This window comes from Thermogemmatispora onikobensis (genome assembly GCF_001748285.1).
Classification (GTDB): domain Bacteria; phylum Chloroflexota; class Ktedonobacteria; order Ktedonobacterales; family Ktedonobacteraceae; genus Thermogemmatispora; species Thermogemmatispora onikobensis.
Genome location: NZ_BDGT01000007.1, coordinates 24685 through 44124, shown reverse-complemented (window position 1 = coordinate 44124; position 19440 = coordinate 24685). Strand labels below are relative to the sequence as shown.

The following is a 19440-nucleotide window of genomic DNA, read 5'->3' as shown; positions in this document are numbered from 1 at the left end:
CTGTATACGCTGCTGAGTCCGCTCCGGCGACAGACCGCTCACGGCAGGCCATTTTCCCTTAGAAAGCTGAGCGTTAGCTGAGAAATTGCTGAATCTTTTATTGTTGACTTGCTCTCAGCCGCGTCCTGCGTGTATTGTCAAAGCAAGAGATCATGGATGAGGTGGCACGAGAGGGGACCGGCTCGGGCCATAAGGCCCGGTTCGAAGAGAAGGAGGGAACTTCTATGTTTGCTTCTGTGACGTCTGCAGCGATCGCTGCTCTTACCTCAGATTCGCCGCTCTTTACCATCAATATCGGAGATTTTCATTGGACGGTGACCGTCGGAACAGTCATCTACCTGGTGATTGCCGCTATTGCTGGCCTCCTGGCCGAGTTTATTGTCGGCTGGCGGCTGCCAGGGGGCATCATCGGAGCGATTATTGCAGGATTGATCGGCATCTGGCTGTTCACCCACCTGTTTCCTTTCACCATTACCGGTGACCCCACGGTCTACGGCGTCCCCATTTTCCGGGCGCTCATCGGCGCGATCCTGTTGGTGTTTCTCTGGCACCTGATCACTTTCGGCGCCTGGCGCCACCGCCGTCCATACTATCGTCGGGGCGACTAGCTCGCTCCTCTGCACACTGACTCACTCCCTTGTCGCCGGGCCTGCTTTCCTCGCGGGGCTAGCCGCTATCCGCAGATCAGGCCCTGGCAACCGCTCCTTCCCTCACTTGACGCAGGCTATCACGGCTACATTGCCAGCGAGCGCTTTCTCTCGTATACTACAGCAAGCCAGTCGAGTGAGGGAGGCGTTGCAGTGGTCTTTACAACACGTGCCTTTGTAACTTTTTTTACGATCATCGATCCTGTCGGGTTAGCACCCGTCTTCATTGCGCTGACGGCCCACCTCAATGAGGCCCAGCGCCGCATAGTGATCACCCGCGCCATCTTAATTAGCGCAGCCATCATTGCCTTTTTCGCATTTGTTGGCCGCTTCCTACTGGATAGATTAGGGATTACCCTCTACGCCTTCAACATGGCAGGAGGAGCCTTGCTCTTCCTCGTCGCAGTGGAGATGCTTTTTGGGCGATCTTCGGGAACACGCCGCACTGCCGCCGAAGAGGAAGAAGCCATGACGCGCGAGGACATTAGTGTCTTTCCTCTTGCCATTCCGATGATTGCCGGCCCGGGGACGATCGCCACCACCATTCTCTACGTCGATCAGGCGCTGCCCGACCCTTTCAAACTGTTCTCTGTGGCCGCCGCCATTGCCACCTCCTTGGTGGCGGCCTGGATTGTTATGCGTCACAGCGCCTGGATCATGGAGCACATTGGGCGAACCGGGATTCTGGTCCTTTCGCGCATCCTCGGCATCTTGCTGGCAGCGCTCGCCATCCAGTTCATCCTGAATGGAATGCTAACCTTCATCCACACCAGCGGTCTGCTGCGATGAGGGCCGCAGCAAGGCGGGAGCCTCCGCCTTAGAGTAGCGCTGCAAGAGGCACCACAAAAAAGAGGGGAGAGGCCTGTCACCTTTTGCCAGGCCATACGTAGTATTTCTTGAGCACGGAGGGTGTCAACAGCCCCAGCGACCTCGGGCCCGGGACCAGTTGTCGGCAGCCTCCCCCCTCGCGAAGCAGGACAGCAGCCAGGTGCCCTCTGCTCAGGAAGGAGAAACGGCTGCCCCCGAATCTCTCTCGGCCAGATCATGAGCCTGGCCGGGCAAGAGACAGGGACTTCTTTCACCGGGTTCACCCAGCGGCCCCTGGCAGCATGTCCCTATGATATCATGTAGGATGTGGTACCCAGAATACCAGCGAAGCAGTCAGACGCTCAGGACCTGGTAGCCCTTGCTTGCTGTCGCACACCTTACTGAAGGGAGTGGCTGAACGATCAGAAGCTCTTATTTTACTGCGATAGATCACACGGCCAGCCAGTCCAGCCAAGAGCAGGAGCATTGACGGTATAGTGTGGCACTACGCCTGAGTGGAGGAGACAATTTGGAAGCACAGACCGAGATTCAATCTTACCTGGAACGGGGCAAACAGGCCCTCGCCGAGGGACAACCGCGAGAGGCAGCCATTGCTTTTGCCCACGCCGCCCAGATTGATCCAGAGAACCCCAAGGTGCACCTGGGCCTGGCAGAGGCTAACCTGGGCCTGGGGGACTACCGGGTGGTAACTCTGGCTTGCAAGAAAGTCGAGGAGCTACAGCCGGAGGGCGGCCCGGAAAGCTTGTTAGCCCGAGCCTTGTTGGCGCTGCTGGAGAAGCGCTACGATCAGGCTCTGGCCCAGGTCGACCAGTATATCGCTCAAGACCCGGCCAATGCTTACGCCCACGCACTGCGCTCCTATCTGCTGCAGGCCCTGGGTCAATACTACGATGCCGGCCTGGCACGGTCACGCGCCGCGCGCCTTTCCTACGGAGGACGCTTCGAGCGGGCTTTTCCTCCTCTCGAGGAGAGCTTCGGTTTCGGCTATCGGGGGGTTCCTTCTTCACCCTCTTCACCCTCTTCACCCTCACCCAGCGCACCCACCAGCCCAAGTCAGCCGCTGCCACAGGAGCAGACTCCCTGGTCCCAGCGCAGTCAGTTCCAACGCCAGGTCACGCGCGGACGCTTTATCTTGAGCCGCTACCCACGCCTGGTAACGAATGCCCTGATCTCTATCAACGTCGCCGTTTTTCTTGTCGAGGTTTTCTTGAGCCAGAGCCTCTTTATCGACGAGAATGTACTCTACCAGCTGGGAGGAGAGGTCAGCCAGGTCGGGGACTACTGGCGCATCTTCACAGCGATGTTCTTGCACGCGAACATCCTCCATATCTTCTTAAATATGCTCTCACTGTTCTTGATTGGCAGTGCCACTGAGCTGTTCTATGGCAAGATACGCTACCTGATCATCTACCTCGCCTCGGGGATCGTCGGCGGCCTGGCTACCTACTTTCTGATGCCCACGACGGTGCTGAGTGTGGGCGCCTCGGGAGCGATCTTCGGCGTTTTCGGCGCACTTGGCGCCTTCTATATTATGAACCGGCGCGCGCTGGGACCTTTCGGCCAGGGGGCGATTATCAACTGGCTCTTCTGGCTGGGCCTCAATCTGGCCCTGGGTTTCGCTCCCGGCAGCAATATCGCCGTGTCTGACCACATCGGCGGCCTGATCACGGGTCTGGTGCTGGGCTTCCTGCTCGGTCGTCCGCTGGAGCGGCGCTTTCTCTAGCTCAGCCCGCCCCGCAGCGCTGGCCGGCCCGGGCTGAGCCAGGCTGCGGGGAGGAAGGAGAACCACGGCTTACCAGACAAGCGTAAGGAGTTGCCCGCCGCGAGTGCATCGCAGCCGATCGGGTCGAAGCGCCACAGCAGCTCAGATCGCGGAACTGGCTGAGCGCTTGGCCTGCGCAAGGGGGGGGAATTGTTTTCCACTCAGGCGCGGGTCTGCCCGCTGGCCTAACAGGCTGGCCCTTGCCTGCTGCCGTCCGCGCTCTCCTTTCGCCTGCCTTCTTTCTGCTCCCTTCTCAGTCCCCATAGCGCAAGAGCAAAGATGGCGGAGAAAAGAGGCTCTGCTCGCCCGCTGCCTGTTGGTAGACAGAGTAAACTAAATATAAGGAGCTGAGCCTGCAATCTCGCTGTGACCCGGCTGAGTCACATGATCCTATCCATGCCCTTTACCCCCCCGCTCAGCTCCCTTTTTCTTGTTCAGTTGAGCAAGAGAGGGAAGTCGTCGGCCCGACAAGCGCCAGGCCAGGGGTCCGTGCGCTCAGACACGGCCCGTGCCCACAACAGCCAGGGCACGCACATAGGTTCCCGCCTGGACCAGCGTTGCGATCGCTCCGCTGGTGAGATCGAGAGCAAAGATGTTCCCATCGGCATAGAAAGTCAGTGTGTGCCCGTTGAGCCAGGTGCCCAACTCAACCAAAGCAGCGGTGGAGGTCGCCAGGAGCACGGGTCTGGTCACACGCAGATGGCCATTGCCATCGCTCACCTGCACCGTGTAGAGGGCGCTGTGACGCCCATAGGGCGGCTGATCGTCACTGGAAAACTCTACATAGACCAGAGAGCGCTCATCAGGACTAAAAAGCGGCGTAGTCACCCAGTGATAATCAGCAATGCTACGCAGCGCCCGCTGCGCAGGGAGCACAACCTGGGCCTTTCCCAGCGCCGGCGGCGAACCTCCCAACGAAGCCAGACTCAAACTGTTGGCATAGGAGAGGGCCGCGATGTCCGCCGGGACACTATTATCGGTCGGATAGGGAACCTGCCCCTCGTTGGGCGAATAGAGGAGGAAGCGATCAGAGGGCGAGAGCAGCAGCGGCCCCTGCTGCGGATCTTCGTCGAGAATCTCCTGCGGCTGCCGTTGCTCCTGCCCAACTGTGCCGGTAATCGGCAGCACCCAAAGGCCATTTTGAATCGCTTCATGGCTGCCACGGCTGTCCGTGAGCAGGAGATAGGCAAGCACCTGCTTGTTGCTACTCGCCGGAAGCACGGCAAAAACCCGGAAACAGGGACAGTCGGCGGTCGATTGCTGATAGACGAGATGGGTGCTGGCCAGCGGCCCGGCGTAAATCTTGATCGTGCCCCGTCCATTGGAGGGTTCGCTACTCCAGGCGAGCCAGTGCCCATCGCTGCTCAGGGCCATTGAGGTCACCACCTCGTCGGCGTCGATGGTGGCGATTTGCGTGGCCTGCCCGCTAAAGATGTCGAGAAGCCAGAGACCATCGCCGCTGTAAAGCAGCTGGCCGGAGGGCGTGAGCAGAGGCCGTACCGCCTGGTTGTAGATGTAGCCCGGTGCATTGAGAACTTCCGGCTGGCCGCCTAAAGGAGCCAGGAAGAGATTGCCTTGCTGGCTGTTGGGGTTTTGACTGTTTTTGGGGTTGCTGGGTCGGTTCGGATTGTAGGGCTGCTCATAGAGCAAATAGCGACCCTGTGGCAACTGCAGCACAGCGTTGGATGCGCCGTTACTGGGCCAGAAAATCGGCGGATTGGGCGTCGGCGTCGCCGAGGGGTTTGGGGTCGGAGTTGGCGTTATGACAATCGGAGAGGCAACACGGGTTTCAAGAGCGCTCACGGTCGCCGTCGCCGAGCGTGCGGCTGCCTGTTGAGCCTGGGGGGTCAGACCATAGATGAGCAGGCCATTGAAGCAGGCCAGGAGCAGCCCGATCAGGCTCAGCATAGCCAGCAGGCCGATTCTCGATAGATGCATATAGCGACTCTGCGGACCGGGAGCAGAGTCAGCTGGGGCACGCGGTGGATCACTCACCTGATGAGCCAATGCTAGTTGTCGCCTCACATCATGGCTTCAATTTCTTCGCCGTCTGAGTATACACGAGAGTAGCCCAGGATGTGAAGCACTGGGTGAACTGGGCCACGCGCATACTCGTGAGCTGCCACTGCTGCTGACACCAGCGCCAGCAGCGCGTCTGCAGTCCCAGCACTGGCGGCGGATCAAAAGGCTTGCCGGCCTCCTGCCAGGCTCGTTGATGGTTCTTGCCCTGGATGATCACCCCACGCTGGCGCGCCTGCTCCTCGATAAAGGCCGCCGTCTTCTCAAAGACCTCCTCGCGGTCATAGTCCTTGGTAATCAGGTGGTAGGAGCGATGAAAGGTGACCAGATATTTCTCGCGCGAGCTGATCTGACGATAGATAGCCTGGCCATCGCGTGGGGGAACGACGTGATCGTAGCGCGCTACCATGATGAGAGTCGGAGCCGTTACCGCTGGTAGGGCCTGCCTCAGATGGGGAAGGAACTCGAGCAGGTTCTCAATGGCCACCAGCACCCGCCACTGTTGGCTCTGCTTGAAGCGCTCACGGCTGTAGGCATAGCGCGCCGCCGGATCGCGAATGTCTTCCCAGGCCCAGCGGATGCGCGGCATCAGCCGGCGCGCCAGCCGAATGAAAGGCAGGGTCCAGGAATAGAGGTGCAGCGGTGCACACATCGCCACAACACCATCCACCGCCTCCTGTGCAGCCACGTAGAGCACCAGGGCCCCACCCAGCGAGTGGCCCACCAGAAATACCGCTGCACAGCGACGTTTGAGCGCCTGCAGTTCCGAACGCACCGCCTCCACCCAGTCTCTCCAGCTCACCTCGACCAGCCGAGCGATGTCTTCCTCTCCATGTCCGGGCAGGAGCAAATTCACTACCTCCACACCCCGTGCTCTCAAATAGCTCTCCAGCTCCTGCATATCATACCGGCTGCCGTTGAGGCCATGCACTAGCACGACTCCCGCCTCTTCTCTGCGCCGCGTTGCCTCCGCTGCTCTTCCTTCGGACAAGCCAGCGCTGGTTGAGAACAGGGACGCCATCAGAGAGACCTCCTTACTATTACCTGAGCGTGTCGTGCAACATTCGCGGGAGCGGACCGTAGCGAATCGTGCCGAGAGCAGCATCAGGCCAGCTCTACTGGCGGAGAGCACCCGGCGTGACAGGCAAGAATGCACACCACAGGCCGGCCTACGCCCGCTTCCTTTCTCCGCTTCCTGTTGTATGGTAACGCGCCAGGGCCACACAGGTCAATGGCAGCGCTACCCTTGCCTGCTTGGAGAGAAGGGCTGGCCAAGCCACCGGCGGAAAGAGTACCATGATGAGCAATCCTCGAACTCTTTGAGGAGAGCCATTCTAAGAACAAGGAGCGCTGCGATGAAGTTTGCAACTCGGGCCATCCACGCTGGCCAGGAGCCTGATCCCTCCACCGGCGCGATCATGCCACCCATTTTTCAGACTTCGACCTACGCCCAGCAGGGACTGGGCGGCCACAAAGGCTTTGAGTATTCGCGTACCGGCAACCCAACGCGCCAGGCCCTGGAAACCTGCCTGGCGGCCCTCGAAGAGGGAAGCTACGGCCTGGCTTTCGCCTCGGGCATGGCCGCCGAGAGCGCCGTGCTGAGCTTGCTGAGCGCAGGCGACCACCTGATCGCCTGCGATGACCTCTACGGCGGTACCTATCGCCTCTTCGAGCGAATTTTGCGCCGCTATCAGATAAGCTGCGATTATGTGCCGCTGGGAAGCACGCCTGAGAGCTACGCCAGCCTCATCCGCCCAACCACGCGGCTGATCTGGCTAGAGAGTCCAACCAATCCCTTGCTGCGCCTGGTCGATATCGCTGCCGTTGCCGAGGTGGCCCACGCCCACGGCCTGCTCCTGGTCGTCGACAATACCTTTGCTACGCCTTATTTGCAGCAGCCGCTGAAGCTAGGAGCCGATATTGTGGTCCATAGCACCACCAAATACCTCAACGGGCATAGCGATGTCATCGGCGGCGCGGTGATCACCAGCCACGAAGAGGTCTATCAGCAGATCAAATTCTATCAGAACGCCGCCGGCGGCGTTCCTTCACCGTTCGACTGCTGGCTGACCCTGCGCGGACTCAAAACCCTGGCTGTGCGCATGCAGCAGCACCAGGAGAATGCCCGACGCCTGGCCCGCTTCCTGGCAGAGCACCCGCGCGTCGAGCACGTCTACTACCCCGGACTGAGTGAGCACCCCGATTACGCGCTGGCACAGCGCCAAATGCACGGCCCCGGCGGCATGGTCTCCTTCCAGCTCAGGGGAACACGCGAGGACGTCGATCGCCTGGTGCGCCGCTTCCAGGTTTTCACGCTGGCCGAAAGCTTGGGAGGCATCGAATCCCTGGTCTGCCACCCCGCTAGCATGACTCATGGCTCCATTCCTCGCGAGATGCGCGAGGCCCGCGGCATCACCGAGACGCTGCTCCGCCTCTCGGTGGGGATCGAGGATGGCGATGACCTGCTCGCCGACCTGGAGCAGGCTCTGGCTTGAACAGGCCACTCGCGCCAGCACAGCTAACTGCTCGGGAAAAAAGCAGCCCGAAGAAGGAATCTCAGGGAGAAAGCGAGGACAGCAGGCAGGCACTTTACCTGGCCTCCGCCTGGCCTCCGCCTGGCCTCCGCCTGGCCTCGCCCTTTCTCCCCTGTTACTTTTTGGGAGAGTGAGTAGTCCACCAGCAAAAAAGCGTTATCCTTAGTAAGGAAAATGATTTATTCCTATCCATCAATCTTCTTCTCTGCCTAAAAAGCAGGAGGCTGCTCTGAAATGAAGCTCTCAGAGAGGAAAGCGCGGCAGCGCTTCTGGAAAAGCTCAATTTTGCTTAGTATCTTTCTTTTATTTTTTACACTAAATGCATGCGGTGGAGGTTCTGCTCAGCAGCAAGCGTCAAACCAGGCCAAGGCCAGGCTTGACAGCCTGATCGCCCAGGCGCGCAGTGTGGGCGTGCCCCAAACGCTGCTTAGCTCTATTGAGGATCAGGAGGCACAGCTTGCCTCCAGCCACGCGCCCCTGAGCTTTTTTAACGATCAGCCCCTGGTCCAATACTACCAGAATCTGACACAGCGTTATCAGCAACTGTGCACTCAAGTCGAGGGGCTGACTTCCCAGGTCACCGACGAATTTGATTATCAGGCCTGGCAGGATCTGCAAAACTACGCCAGTCTGCTTTCCGAGCGCCAGGCCCAAGGCTTTGCCGAGGCCCAACCTTTCCAGAGTCGCCTGGCCAAGCTGCAGACGTCCTTTAGCCAGGCTAAATTGCCGCGAGACTACCAGCAGATCAGTAACCAGGCTCGCCAGGACACCCAGGCGTTACGCCTGATGGCGACTGCCGCCAGCCAAATGCAAACCTTTGATCAGGTCATTAGTCAGCTTCAGGCTTCGCGCCTGGATACTACGTCTCTCAAGCAGCTACTCCAGGCCGACCAACAGCGCTACCACTCGGCGCGGACCCCTGCGGACTTCCAGGGGTTGATCAATACGATCAATGCCCAGTTCACGCAAGCCGTGGTCATCTCCACGCAAGCCATCCCCTACGTGGGCGCAGCCAAGCTGAAACAGTTCAGCGACTATATTGCTCAGGCTCAGCAGTACGGTCAGGATGTGAGCACCTTCCAGCAGCGGCTGGCGGCTGACCAACACGCGCTTGACCAGGCCCAGACCATCGGCGACTATCTGCAGGTCTCTTCGCAGATCGATAACGATATCGGCGCAATCCAGCTCACGGTCTACCGCGGCAAAGCCAGTTACCTGCTCCAGCAGTTCCACACGGAGGTCAAAAACTGGGGCGCCACTCACAAGTACCACGGTTACGAGCTGGATTTCGAATATATGGACCAGGGCATTGGCTCGGATGCAGATTACCTGGTGCAAACGGCTCAGACCATCGACGACTACCAGGCTGCAATCGACTTCATCAATCGCGGCACAACCCTGCTCCAGGCTATGGAGGCCGACTACGACGATCAGACGCCCTATAACCAGGCGCACAGGACCGACCTGCAGCTGATGGAACGCTATGGCTTCATGCAGGGCGAGGTCATGGTGGTTTCGCTGGTAGAGCAGGTGCTGCGCCTCTACAATAATGGTCAGCTCGTACGCGCCTTCTATGTGACCACCGGGCAGTACATGCGGCCTTCGCCCCCGGGAATCTACCATATCTTCGATCGGGAGTCACCGACGGTCTTTAAATCGAGCGAGCCGAAAGGCTCGGCCTTCTGGTATCCCGACACGAAGATCAATTATGCAATGGCCTACCGCCAGGATGGCTACTTTATCCACGATAGCTGGTGGCGCGCCGACTATGGCCCAGGCACAGAGTTTCCGCATTACGATAGCGGCGGCGATGAGGAGTTCGCTGGCAATGGGAGCCACGGGTGCATCAATATGCCGACGGATGCGGCTGGCTGGCTCTATAACCATACCGCCTATGGAACCCCGTTGATTATCTACTAGCAGCTCCGACGCGACCAGCTTGATCAGCGCGATCTCTCTTCCGGCGAGAGAGAGGGGGCCTGGCCAGGCCCCCTCTCTTTGCTGCCTCCTCGCTCAGCTATCACCCCTCTTCGCCAGCTGCTTCCTGCTTCCCTTCCTCCTCGTCCTCGCGCATCACCAGACAGAAAGAGGCCAGGAGCAGGGTGACAAGGGACAAAGAGCGTTTGACAACCAGCGCCGGCTATGTTACAATCCTTGAGCACTCACCCTATCCGGCGCCAATGCGCCGGTCTTATCTTGCTTGCTTGCACGAATCAGGCAATCAAGTTAGTAGCCAGCCAGTTGATCCATAGACAGCAAGCAGACACCAGAGAGGCGCCCCCTGGCAAGGAGCGCAACACGGGATAGGACCGCCGACCAGGCCGGGCGGGCAAGGCCCGACCTCTAGTGAGCCAGTTGACCAGGTCGCTGGCGCCTCAACAGGGCGGCTGCGCTCTAACGTGCGTGACCCGAGATGATGGGAGGCGCCGCCCGCGCTGGACCCCACCGCCGAGGAGCACTCCTCAAGGAGAGCAGAGCGTAAGGCTATCAGGGGCGAGCTGCTACGGCCAGCAGAGCAGCCAGGCCCTCGTCGCGTGAGTGAAAGGCGCCAACGAGTAGCTGTCGTGTGATTATCGCTAAGGAAGCGGGGAGGTTCGATAAGCTTCTATGCCCAACACGAAGTCAGCGGAGAAACGCCTGCGTCAGGAGCGCAAGCGGCGTTTGTATAACCGCAGCGTGAAGTCGTCCGTTAAGACGGCGATTAAGAAAGCTCGCCTGGCGATTGCAAGTGGCCTTGATGCTGAGGCGGCGGTGCGCCAAGCCATCAGTACGCTGGACCGCGCCGTGAAGAAAGGTGTGCTGCATCCCAACAATGCCGCACGCCGCAAGTCGCGTTTGATGAAGCTCTTCAATAGCGCGAAAGCCGCGAGTTCCCCTCAGTAGGCCCAGATCGGTAGCTCGTCAGCCAGGTGCAGCCGGGCCGGGGCCTTATCAGCAACCAGCAAGAGATAGGGGGCGAGCGTCGGCCCGCGGCAGGTGAAGAGAGCCTTTGGCCTCTCTTCTGCACAAGTGGTCTTCTCTACGATAAAGAGCAGCGCAAGAGGCCGCTTTATTGGGAAGCTGGCTTATTGCCGCCTGCGTTTGTGTTGTCTCAATCCGTCTATCCAGGCGCTACCAGGATCAGAGCCAGCCGGACCGCACGGCCTGGCCACTGTCTGTCCGTCCGTCTCCGGCACGGCAGCAGCGAGCCAGTTGGTCAGCCAGAGAGAACACCCTTTGATCTTCAGAGAGCAGGCCCCTTCATGGTTGTCTGCCCTGGTGGCGTAACGGAGCGGAGTGGAGGTTTCTGGGAATATGGCCGAGAAACAGGAGATTCCAAAGCCCGCCGGGCGCGCCCTGCTGGAGGCAGTGGAGCGCTCGCAGATGCGTAAGGATGTGCCGGCAATTAAATCCGGCGATACGGTCCGCCTGCTTGTGCGCGTCGGTGAGGGCAAAGATGAGCGTGTTCAGCCCTTCGAGGGCGTTGTGATTCGCTTACACGGCGGCGGCATTAATCGGACCTTTACAGTGCGCCGTATCGCCGCACATGGGATCGGTGTCGAGCGTACTTTTCTGCTCCATTCGCCCCGCCTTGAGAAGATTGAGGTGCTCCGTCATGCGCGGGTGCGCCGTAAGCAGCTGTATTATCTGCGTGAGCGTTCCGGCAAGTCGGCCCGCCTGAAGGAGGTCCGTCCGATGCGCAAGGCCGAGATTGCCGCCCGAGAGGCTGCCGCCGCGGCTCGCGAGGCGCTGGCCGAGGAGCGCAAGGGCGAGGAGTAGCTTCCCCTTGCGGGCAGCCTTCTCTATGCTCTGTTGAGACGCTCCGCTGTTTCTCCTTTGCTCGCTCTCTCTTCATCGCTCGTTTGCCTGCTTGCTCACTCACTCGCTCGCTCGCTTTGCGGCTGGGACCTGGCAGCGGGCACGGGAAAGGAGAGGCACGGACGCGATACTGAGGCAGCAGACAGAGAGAGGACATGGAGCCAACCTTAGAGGAAGAGCTGGCGCTGCTTGCTCAGGGGTATCGTTTCGTTGCCGGACTGGACGAAGCTGGCCGTGGTTGCCTGGCCGGCCCAGTGGTGGCCGCTGCCGTCATCCTTCCTGTCGAGCGCCTGGCCCGGTTGACGTCGGCGTCTGAAACGCTCGAAAGCGGGTCCGATCAGGATGCGACGGCTCTGTTCTTACGTACGAAGCTGCGCGATTCAAAACAGATGACTCCCGCGCAGCGCGAGCGCATGTATGCGGTGATTCAGCAGCTGGCGCTCGCTGTGGGCGTGGGCATAGCCTCGGTGGAGTTGATCGACCAACGCAATATTTTGGAGGCCACCCGCTGGGCTATGCGCGAGGCTCTGGCCCAGCTACAGGTCCGGCCCGAGGCGTTGCTGCTGGACGCGCTGACGCTGCCCGGGGTTCCTCTGCCCCAGCGCCCTCTGATCAAGGGTGATGCGCGCTGCCTCTCCATTGCTGCCGCCTCTGTGGTCGCCAAGGTGACGCGCGATCACCTGATGGAGCGTCTTCACGAGGAGTTTCCTGTCTATGGCTTCGATCGCCATAAGGGTTATGGGACGGAGGCCCATCTTGCCGCCTTGCGCCGCTATGGCGTGAGTCCGCATCATCGTCAAAGTTTTGCCCCAGTACGCGAGCTGGTCGCTGGCCTCTTCAGTGCCCTGCCCGAGTCTGAGGGCGCTGTGCCCTCCCTTCCAGCCATGCCATTGGCGTCCCTGGAAGAGGGGGACGATAGCCGGCTCTAGCCAGAGGACAGCCTGCCAAAGAGAAGGAAAGCCAGGCTGTCCTTTCTTGTCCGCCCGCTGGCCAGCCAGATCTGACCTCATCAGTCCGGCAGGTTGGAGGGGTCCTTTGCTTGCTTTGCTTTGCTTTGCTTTGCTTTGCTTTGCCTTATCGACCAGGTCTGTTCCGTTACCTTTCGTCTGCTGAGGAAGTGCTATGCCCGATTATGTCTGGGGCCGCAATCCAGTGCTGGAGAGCCTGCGCTCGCCGCGCCGGGTCAAGCGCTTGCTTCTGGCTGAGGGATTGCGCGAGGCGCCAGCTCTCCGGGCCATCGTCGAGGAGGCGCAACGACGCTCGATCCCTATCGAGAGTGTGCCTCGTACCCGCCTCGATCAGTTAAGCAGCGGCTCCGTCCACCAGGGTTGTATTGCAGTGGTGGAGTCGCGACGCTATGTCAGCCTCGATGAGATCCTGGCCTATGCTGCCGAGCGCCAGGAAGATCCTTTTGTGCTGATTCTGGACTCCTTGCAGGACGTGACGAACCTGGGTTCTTTGCTGCGCACCGCTGAGGCCGCCGGCGTACACGGCGTTGTTATTCCAGAGCACCGCGCCGCGGATATTACGCCCGCTGTGGTCAAGACTTCCGCCGGCGCTACTGAGCATCTCTTGATCGCTCGCGAGACCAATTTGACACGCTGTATCGAGTTTTTGAAGCAACAAAATATATGGGTCATCGGTCTGGATGCCAGTGCCCGTCAGCGCTATACTGAGGCCGATCTGACGGGGCCGCTGGCGCTGGTGGTGGGCAGCGAGGCGAAGGGGCTGCACCGCCTTGTCCGCGAGCATTGCGACCTGTTGGTAAGCATCCCTATGCGCGGGCGTATCCAGTCGCTGAATGCAGCGGTCGCCGGAAGTATCGTTCTCTATGAGGCCCTGCGCCAGCAGGAGCAGGGCAAACGCCTCAAGCCATGAGCGCTACACAGGCCCCTTATACTTGAGGAGGGCTGACCGGCATTCTTGCTGTGGGCACCGCACCGGGCAGGAGCGATATCTTGCCTTCCTACAGATGGGTACAGATGGGACGGCAGAGAGCAGAGAGCGGGCGATGATGCTGGTAGTGGCTGGGACGAGTAAGTTTGTGAAGAGCAGACATAGTCGATGTCGCTGTGGGAAGCGTTCCTGGGGGGACGCAGGTCAGGCAGCAGGATGAGCATGAGAGGCAGTGCACAGATCCCACCCTCCACCAGGCCGACGCGGAAGCAACGCCGAGCGCTCTCCTGGCGCTGGCGCTGTTTACTACTGGCTGGCCTGCTGCTGCTCTTGCTGGGAGCCGATGCTTGCTGCTATCAGGTCGCTTTGCCGGTAGAGGTGCTGAGCCAGCCGGGAACGACGACCCTGCTCGTGGGAGGCCAGCGCCTCCCTTTAGGCCATCTGGCGCCTCTGATAGGGCTGCGTTTGCCGGCCCAGGACCCCGCGCTGCATGAGTACCAGATCGACGGTAGCGACAGTACCAATAACTTCACACTCGACCTCTCGTATATTCATAGTATTTCCTCGTCGTGGTACTATCGCTTTCAAAGCTGGATGCGCGACTTAGAGGGGAGCAGTCGCTGGCACAATTTGGAGGTCTGGAGCGGTCAGCATCTGATACGGGCTGTGGCCTGGCCTGCTCCCTCGACAACGGTGAGTCTGCCGGGGAGCACGACGCTGCGTCTGCATCTTGAGCTGCAACGACCGGAGACTCCGCGCTCGCTGATTTTGATGACCGCCAGCGGTGGCATGCTGCAGATTACGCTGGATCGTAACGATCGCAGCCTGAGCTTGATCTGGCTCACCCCTGAGCTGTCCTCTCAAGAGGGAACAGGATCAGCCCAGCCTATGAGGAGCGTCTTTTTTCCGCTGGATGCCGCGCCCTTCGGGGCCGAGGTCGTTGATACCCTGGTGCGCTCGCTGCTCTGGGCAACGGCCCTGCTGCTCCTGCAGACACTGGTCGCTGGCGCCTTGACGAGGATCAGCTTCTTCGGAGGTCAGAGGCTGGTTTTCGCCCGGCGGCCACCTCCCTCGCCGCCCGCTCACCAGGAGCGCGCAGGTGGCGCCCCCAGTCGGAAATGGCCCTGGTTTAGGTTCTGGGGGGCCAGCCGCAGCCAGGTTCTGCCTGGCTTTCTCACGGGCTGGTGGCGGCGCCTGACACTGGCGCTGCATCCGTTGGCTCTGTTCGCCCTGATCGGCTCTTTGGGCTATACGCTCTGGATTGCGCGCGTCGAATACAATGGTCAGCCCCATATCTATGACGCCGCCGCCTACGTCTTCGCTGCCAAGATGTATGCTCAGGGGCGGCTGGCGGTACCCCTGCCACCCACACCAGACCTTTTCCCCGGTCCTTTCATGGTTCAGTTCGCAGGTCGCTGGTTCGCCCAATATCCGCCCGGCACCGCCCTCACGCTGGTGCCCGGCTTCTGGCTGGGCCTCCCCTACGCCGTCGAGCCGGTCCTGGGGACGTTCGCCCTGCTGGGAATCGGTCTGATCGCCGCACGCCTCTACGATCGCACGGTCGCTACGCTGGCTGTGGTGCTCGGGGTGTTCTCGCCGTTTTACAGTTATCTGGCGGCCTCCTACCTCAGCCATACCATCACGCTCTTCTATCTTGTTTGGGGTTTCTGGTCGCTGCTGCGCTTCCAGCAAGAGGGCAAGCTCTGGGGGTTGCCTCTAGCGGCGCTCTGCTTCGGGCTGGCCTATCTGACGCGCGAGCAGGTGGCGCTGCTCTATATTGCGATGCTGAGCGGCGCCACCCTCTTTGTCGCCTGGCGGCGCTGGCGTCCCTGGCCGAGCTTCTGGCTGTGGGCCTTGCTCGCTTCCAGCCTGATCCTGTTGCTCTTCCTCGTCCTCGATCTGCTCTTTAACCTGGCCCTGACGGGTGATCCGCTGAACTCGCCGCGCGAGTTGTTTTTCGCCGGTGACCGCTGGGGCTTTGGCCAGGGGATCGGCTTCTATGGTGCCCACACTCTGGCCGCTGGCCTGGTCAATCTCGACGAGCAGCTGACCCTTCTGGCCATCGACCTCTTCGGCTGGCCTTTCTACCTCACGCTGGCCTTACCACTGCTGCCTTTCATCAGTGGCCGGAGCCGTGCCACAGATTGGCTGCTGCTGGCCGGGACGGCGGCCATTGCCCTGGCCTTTGTGGGCTACTTTTACCACGGCATCTATCTGGGGCCGCGCTATCTGTATGAGACGCTTCCCTTTTTGCTCCTGCTGAGCGCCCGCGGCCTGGTGGCGCTGGCCCAGAGCGAGCAGGCCATCATCCAGAGCGTGGGACAGGTGTTGCGGGTCCGTTCAGCCAGCCGGGCCGCTCAATCCCAGCAGGAGAGAGCTGCATCCGAGCCGACGACGACGAGGCAAAAGCCCACCGTTGGGCCATTCGTGGTCGGTCTGCCTGGACAATGCAGCCTGCTGACGGCCCTGCTCTTCACTGCTCTGCTGGCCTGCAACCTCGTGTACTATACTCCGCGACAGATCGGCCTCTATCACAACTACAGCGGGCTGCCAGCCGGAACGCAGATCGATCTGCAGGCCATCTACCAGCCCCCAGTACATCACGCCATTGTCGTCACCAGCGACCTGGCACTCTACGACTTCGTCCTCTTTCCCCTCAACGCTCCCCTCTTACAGCAGGGAGACATCATTTATGCCCGGGCCAGCGAGCCGGAGGAGTTCGCGCGCCTGCGCCGCGCCTTCCCGGGGCGTCCCCTCTACTTTTTGGAGATCGGCCCCAATGGCCAGGTCAACTACCTACCTCTGTCTTGAGCTGGAAGCAGGCTAGAGCGAGAGGCGCTGAAAGACCCGCTCCGGAATCAGGCGAATGATCAGCATCACCAGGCGCCAGTAGCCGGGCAAATAGGCCACCGGACGGCCCTGCTGCATGGCGCGGTAGACGCCGCGCCCAACGCGGCGCGCGCTAGAGAAGAGCAGCCCCTTGCGCAAGTGAGCCGTCATCGGCGTATCGACCAGTCCCGGCTTAATGGTCACAACGGCCACGCCGTGCCTGGCCAGGCGAGCGCGCAGGCCCTGCAAGAAGATCGAGACCGCCCCCTTGGCAGCGCCATAGACATAGTTGCTGGGGCGCCCGCGATCGCCTGCCACCGAAGAGAGCACCGCAATGCAGCCGCGCCCGCGCTGCTCAAAATAATTCGCGACCAGCGTTAGCAGGGCGATCACGCTGAGGGCATTGGTCTGGAACTCGCGCAGCGTCTCCTCAACGCTCAGCTCGCACTTGCGCTGATCGCCAAGCGTACCGTGGGCAATGAGCAGGCCATCCAGCCAGCCGAAGGCCGCCACGGCGGCGTCGAACATCTCCTGATGGCGCGCCACATCGTTAACATCCAGAACGAAGGTTTCGACCCGCTGAGCCCCACGCACCTGCAGATCGGCGGCTACCGTCTCCAGTTTTGCCGGGTTGCGCCCAACCAGAAACAACTCGGCGCCCCGGGCCGCCATGCACTTCGCCGCCTCGTAGGCGATGGCCGAGGTCGCTCCAACAATCACAACTTTCTGCAACACCATAGTCAAACCTCTACCGTGGCAGACTGCTCCCGCGAAGGAACAAGGGCCATCCGTCTCCAGAAACTGGATGAGAACTTTGGATCAACCGAGCGCATAAACTCCTCCCAGCGCGGGAAGAAGCGCTTGAAATCCTCGCCGTGCATACGCGCATCTTTGGCCGGGTACAGCGCCCCGCCGCTCTCGCGTACCAGGGCATCCAGCTCATCAAAGAGGCGCAGCGTCTTCGGCCCCTGGTTGGCAAAATCCAGAGCCAGGGTCAGGCCCGGACGCGGGAAGGAGAGCAGACCAGGCGAGCGCACGTCTCCAAACTTCTTCAGGACCGCCAGGAAGGAACCCTGACCAGAACGGCTGATGCGCTGCAGAATCTCCTTCATGACATCGTAGCCCTGATCGTAAGGCACGACACACTGATACTGGAAGAAGCCGCGCGGTCCATACATGCGGTTCCAGTCATGGATAGAGTCGAGAGGATAAAAGAAGGGTTCATAGGGGACGACTTTAAAGACACGCTTCTGCAGCTGTGAGTGATCATAGAGCGTATTGAAGGCTTTCAGTGTCAGCGTATTCAAGGTAAAGGACGGTAGATCAACGGGCACAGCCAGCGGTAGCTTACGCGGCAATGGCTTGTGAGCATATTCGGGCGACTGATTATTATTGCCGCGCATGAAGATCCCCCGTCCGAGCTTACTGCCACTCGCCAGGCAATCGACCCAGGCCACTGTATACTCATACTGCTCGTCGGATTCGGCACACAGCTCCATAAACTCTTCGAGCGAATCGTAGCGGATACGCTCCATATCAATATAGGGATTGTGAATGCGCTTCAGGCGAAACTCGGCCCAGAGGATCAGGCCCGTCAGGCCGAGGCCGCCAATGGTCGCCTCAAACAGCTCACGATTCTCAGTCGGCGAGCAGATCAGGCGCTCGCCATTCGAGCGCAGCAACTCGAAGCGCGTAACGTGGCAGCCGAAGGTTCCCGCCTTGTGATGGTTCTTACCGTGAATATCGTTGGCGATGGCGCCACCCACCGATACAAATTTCGTGCCTGGGGAGACCGGGAGGAACCAGCCCCGAGGCACAACCAGGTCCAGAATCTCGGCCAGCGAGACCCCGGCCTCGCAGCGTAACAGCCCCTGTTCCTCATCAAAGGCCAGAAAACGCCGCAGGTGACTGACCGCCAGCACTGTTCCATTTTCGTTGAGGCAGCTATCGCCATAGCTGCGGCCATAGCCGTAGGCCAGCAGCGGGCCGGGCAGGGTCCGCAGATCGGGCAGTTGATCACGCCAGTAGATCGGTATGACGCGCGCTGGCTTGACGCGCGGATAGCGCCCCCATGATTGCGGTATCGCTTGCGTGGAAAGCATCGCTTGTTTCCCCCACGTGGCGAAGTGAAGACTTCCACCTGTAGAACGGACAACGCTCCAAGAGAGCTACACATTGGCTTGTTGGCAAGCTGGCAGGCTGACAGCAAGAGGTCGCTCACTCACTGCACTGATGGGGTAGCCAGGGAGAAGCAGCTGCGGACAGCCAGAAGCCTTCCAGCCAACCAGGGCCATTGTACGTCATTATTCGCCGCTTTGCACGTCTCTGCCCCTTTCTGGCCCTCGTTTGCTATGTCGACGAGATGGTACAATGCTCTCCAGTCAAGAGCTGTCCGCCCGCCGTCCTGAACGGACCAGGACGGGCGGCGACAACAATTGGCAGAAAGGAGTCGACATGCAGAGATGCAGGCGGTAATCTTCGCCGGTGGAACGCTGCACCCGAGCGTTCTGGTTGAGGAGGTCCTGCGCCAGGCAGACCTGGTTCTGGCGGCAGATGGTGGGGCCGAGAGCGCTCTTCGCCTGGGCCGGCTGCCAGCTGTCGTACTGGGCGACCTGGATTCGCTCGCGCCTGCCCTGGCGGCTCAAATTGAGGCCGCTGGCTGCCGTTTTGTGCAAACGCCTGTCGAGAAGAACGAGACCGATAGCGAGCTGGCGCTCCAATATGCCATTGAGCAGGGAGCAACGGCTGTGACCATTCTGGGAGCCTGGGGTGGGGCCCGCTGCGACCACGCCCTGGCTAACGTGCTGCTGCTGGCAGCTTATGATCAAGTGACGGTGCGCCTCGTCGACGGGCCATCCATCTGCTGGCTGCTGCGCGGTCCCGGCGTCACGCAGGTCCGTGGTCAGACCGGCGACCTGGTCTCGCTGCTGCCGCTGGCGGGCGATGCGCAGGGCGTCTCTACCCAGGGACTGTACTACCCGCTGCACGGGGAGAGGCTCGTCTTTGGCCGGCCCCGTGGCGTCAGCAATCAGCTGATCCAGCCGGAGGCCAGCATCTCCCTGGTCAGCGGCCAGCTATTGATCATCCACACGCGCAGCGACCTCCTCTGATCCGCTCCAGGCCACTG

Annotated in this window: 15 protein-coding genes; 11 read left to right on the top strand and 4 right to left on the bottom strand. The window is 60.7% G+C overall.

Annotation, left to right across the window (positions count from 1 at the left end; all coding sequences use genetic code 11):
- Positions 1-224: 224 nt before the first annotated feature.
- The 3 genes from BGC09_RS04940 to BGC09_RS04930 all read left to right on the top strand — a co-directional run bounded on the left by BGC09_RS04940 (position 225) and on the right by BGC09_RS04930 (position 3198).
- Complete coding sequence (locus BGC09_RS04940; protein ID WP_218103963.1) at positions 225-608, top strand: hypothetical protein; 384 nt, start codon at positions 225-227, stop codon at positions 606-608.
- A 192-nt stretch (positions 609-800) separates the two neighbouring features.
- A complete protein-coding gene (locus BGC09_RS04935) occupies positions 801-1436 on the top strand; it encodes a MarC family protein (protein WP_069802699.1) in 636 nt (211 codons plus the stop codon).
- 547 nt (positions 1437-1983) lie between these two features.
- Complete coding sequence (locus BGC09_RS04930) at positions 1984-3198, top strand: rhomboid family protein (RefSeq protein WP_069802696.1); 1215 nt, start codon at positions 1984-1986, stop codon at positions 3196-3198.
- Positions 3199-3732: 534 nt separating this feature from the next.
- Here the strand turns inward: BGC09_RS04930 and BGC09_RS04925 are convergent.
- Together BGC09_RS04925 and BGC09_RS04920 are read right to left on the bottom strand one after the other, a co-directional pair.
- Positions 3733-5175: a hypothetical protein gene (locus BGC09_RS04925; protein ID WP_141727645.1), complete on the bottom strand. Its 1443-nt coding sequence runs from the start codon at positions 5173-5175 to the stop codon at positions 3733-3735.
- Between the two features lie 88 nt (positions 5176-5263).
- Complete coding sequence (locus BGC09_RS04920; RefSeq protein WP_069802692.1) at positions 5264-6277, bottom strand: alpha/beta hydrolase; 1014 nt, start codon at positions 6275-6277, stop codon at positions 5264-5266.
- A gap of 334 nt (positions 6278-6611) precedes the next feature.
- On the opposite strand from BGC09_RS04920, the gene BGC09_RS04915 reads away from it, so the two are divergent.
- The 7 genes from BGC09_RS04915 to BGC09_RS04885 all read left to right on the top strand — a co-directional run bounded on the left by BGC09_RS04915 (position 6612) and on the right by BGC09_RS04885 (position 16295).
- Positions 6612-7751: a cystathionine gamma-synthase gene (locus BGC09_RS04915; RefSeq protein WP_069802690.1), complete on the top strand. Its 1140-nt coding sequence runs from the start codon at positions 6612-6614 to the stop codon at positions 7749-7751.
- 444 nt (positions 7752-8195) lie between these two features.
- Positions 8196-9710 (top strand): L,D-transpeptidase, encoded by a 1515-nt coding sequence (locus BGC09_RS04910; RefSeq protein ID WP_176728843.1) that lies wholly within the window; start codon positions 8196-8198, stop codon positions 9708-9710.
- A 687-nt stretch (positions 9711-10397) separates the two neighbouring features.
- On the top strand, positions 10398-10673 hold the full coding sequence (gene rpsT, locus BGC09_RS04905) for a 30S ribosomal protein S20 (protein ID WP_052890862.1): 276 nt from the start codon (positions 10398-10400) through the stop codon (positions 10671-10673).
- Positions 10674-11084: 411 nt separating this feature from the next.
- Positions 11085-11549, top strand: a complete 465-nt coding sequence (rplS, locus tag BGC09_RS04900; protein WP_069802685.1) for a 50S ribosomal protein L19 — start codon at positions 11085-11087, stop codon at positions 11547-11549.
- A gap of 194 nt (positions 11550-11743) precedes the next feature.
- Positions 11744-12517, top strand: coding sequence for a ribonuclease HII (gene rnhB / locus BGC09_RS04895; RefSeq protein WP_069802683.1), 774 nt, complete (start codon positions 11744-11746; stop codon positions 12515-12517).
- A 193-nt stretch (positions 12518-12710) separates the two neighbouring features.
- Positions 12711-13466 carry a 23S rRNA (guanosine(2251)-2'-O)-methyltransferase RlmB gene (gene rlmB, locus BGC09_RS04890; RefSeq protein ID WP_069802681.1) on the top strand — a complete coding sequence of 252 codons (756 nt, stop codon included), beginning with the start codon at positions 12711-12713 and terminating at the stop codon, positions 13464-13466.
- A gap of 240 nt (positions 13467-13706) precedes the next feature.
- The gene (locus BGC09_RS04885) at positions 13707-16295 is read left to right on the top strand and encodes an ArnT family glycosyltransferase (protein ID WP_069802679.1); all 2589 of its coding nucleotides are present in this window, start codon (positions 13707-13709) and stop codon (positions 16293-16295) included.
- A gap of 12 nt (positions 16296-16307) precedes the next feature.
- On the opposite strand, the gene BGC09_RS04880 is transcribed toward BGC09_RS04885, so the two are convergent.
- Positions 16308-17045, bottom strand: coding sequence for an SDR family oxidoreductase (locus BGC09_RS04880; protein WP_069802848.1), 738 nt, complete (start codon positions 17043-17045; stop codon positions 16308-16310).
- 8 nt (positions 17046-17053) lie between these two features.
- Positions 17054-18415 carry an FAD-binding oxidoreductase gene (locus BGC09_RS04875; protein WP_069802677.1) on the bottom strand — a complete coding sequence of 454 codons (1362 nt, stop codon included), beginning with the start codon at positions 18413-18415 and terminating at the stop codon, positions 17054-17056.
- A gap of 360 nt (positions 18416-18775) precedes the next feature.
- On the opposite strand from BGC09_RS04875, the gene BGC09_RS04870 reads away from it, so the two are divergent.
- Complete coding sequence (locus BGC09_RS04870; RefSeq protein ID WP_069802675.1) at positions 18776-19423, top strand: thiamine diphosphokinase; 648 nt, start codon at positions 18776-18778, stop codon at positions 19421-19423.
- Positions 19424-19440: the final 17 nt, after the last annotated feature.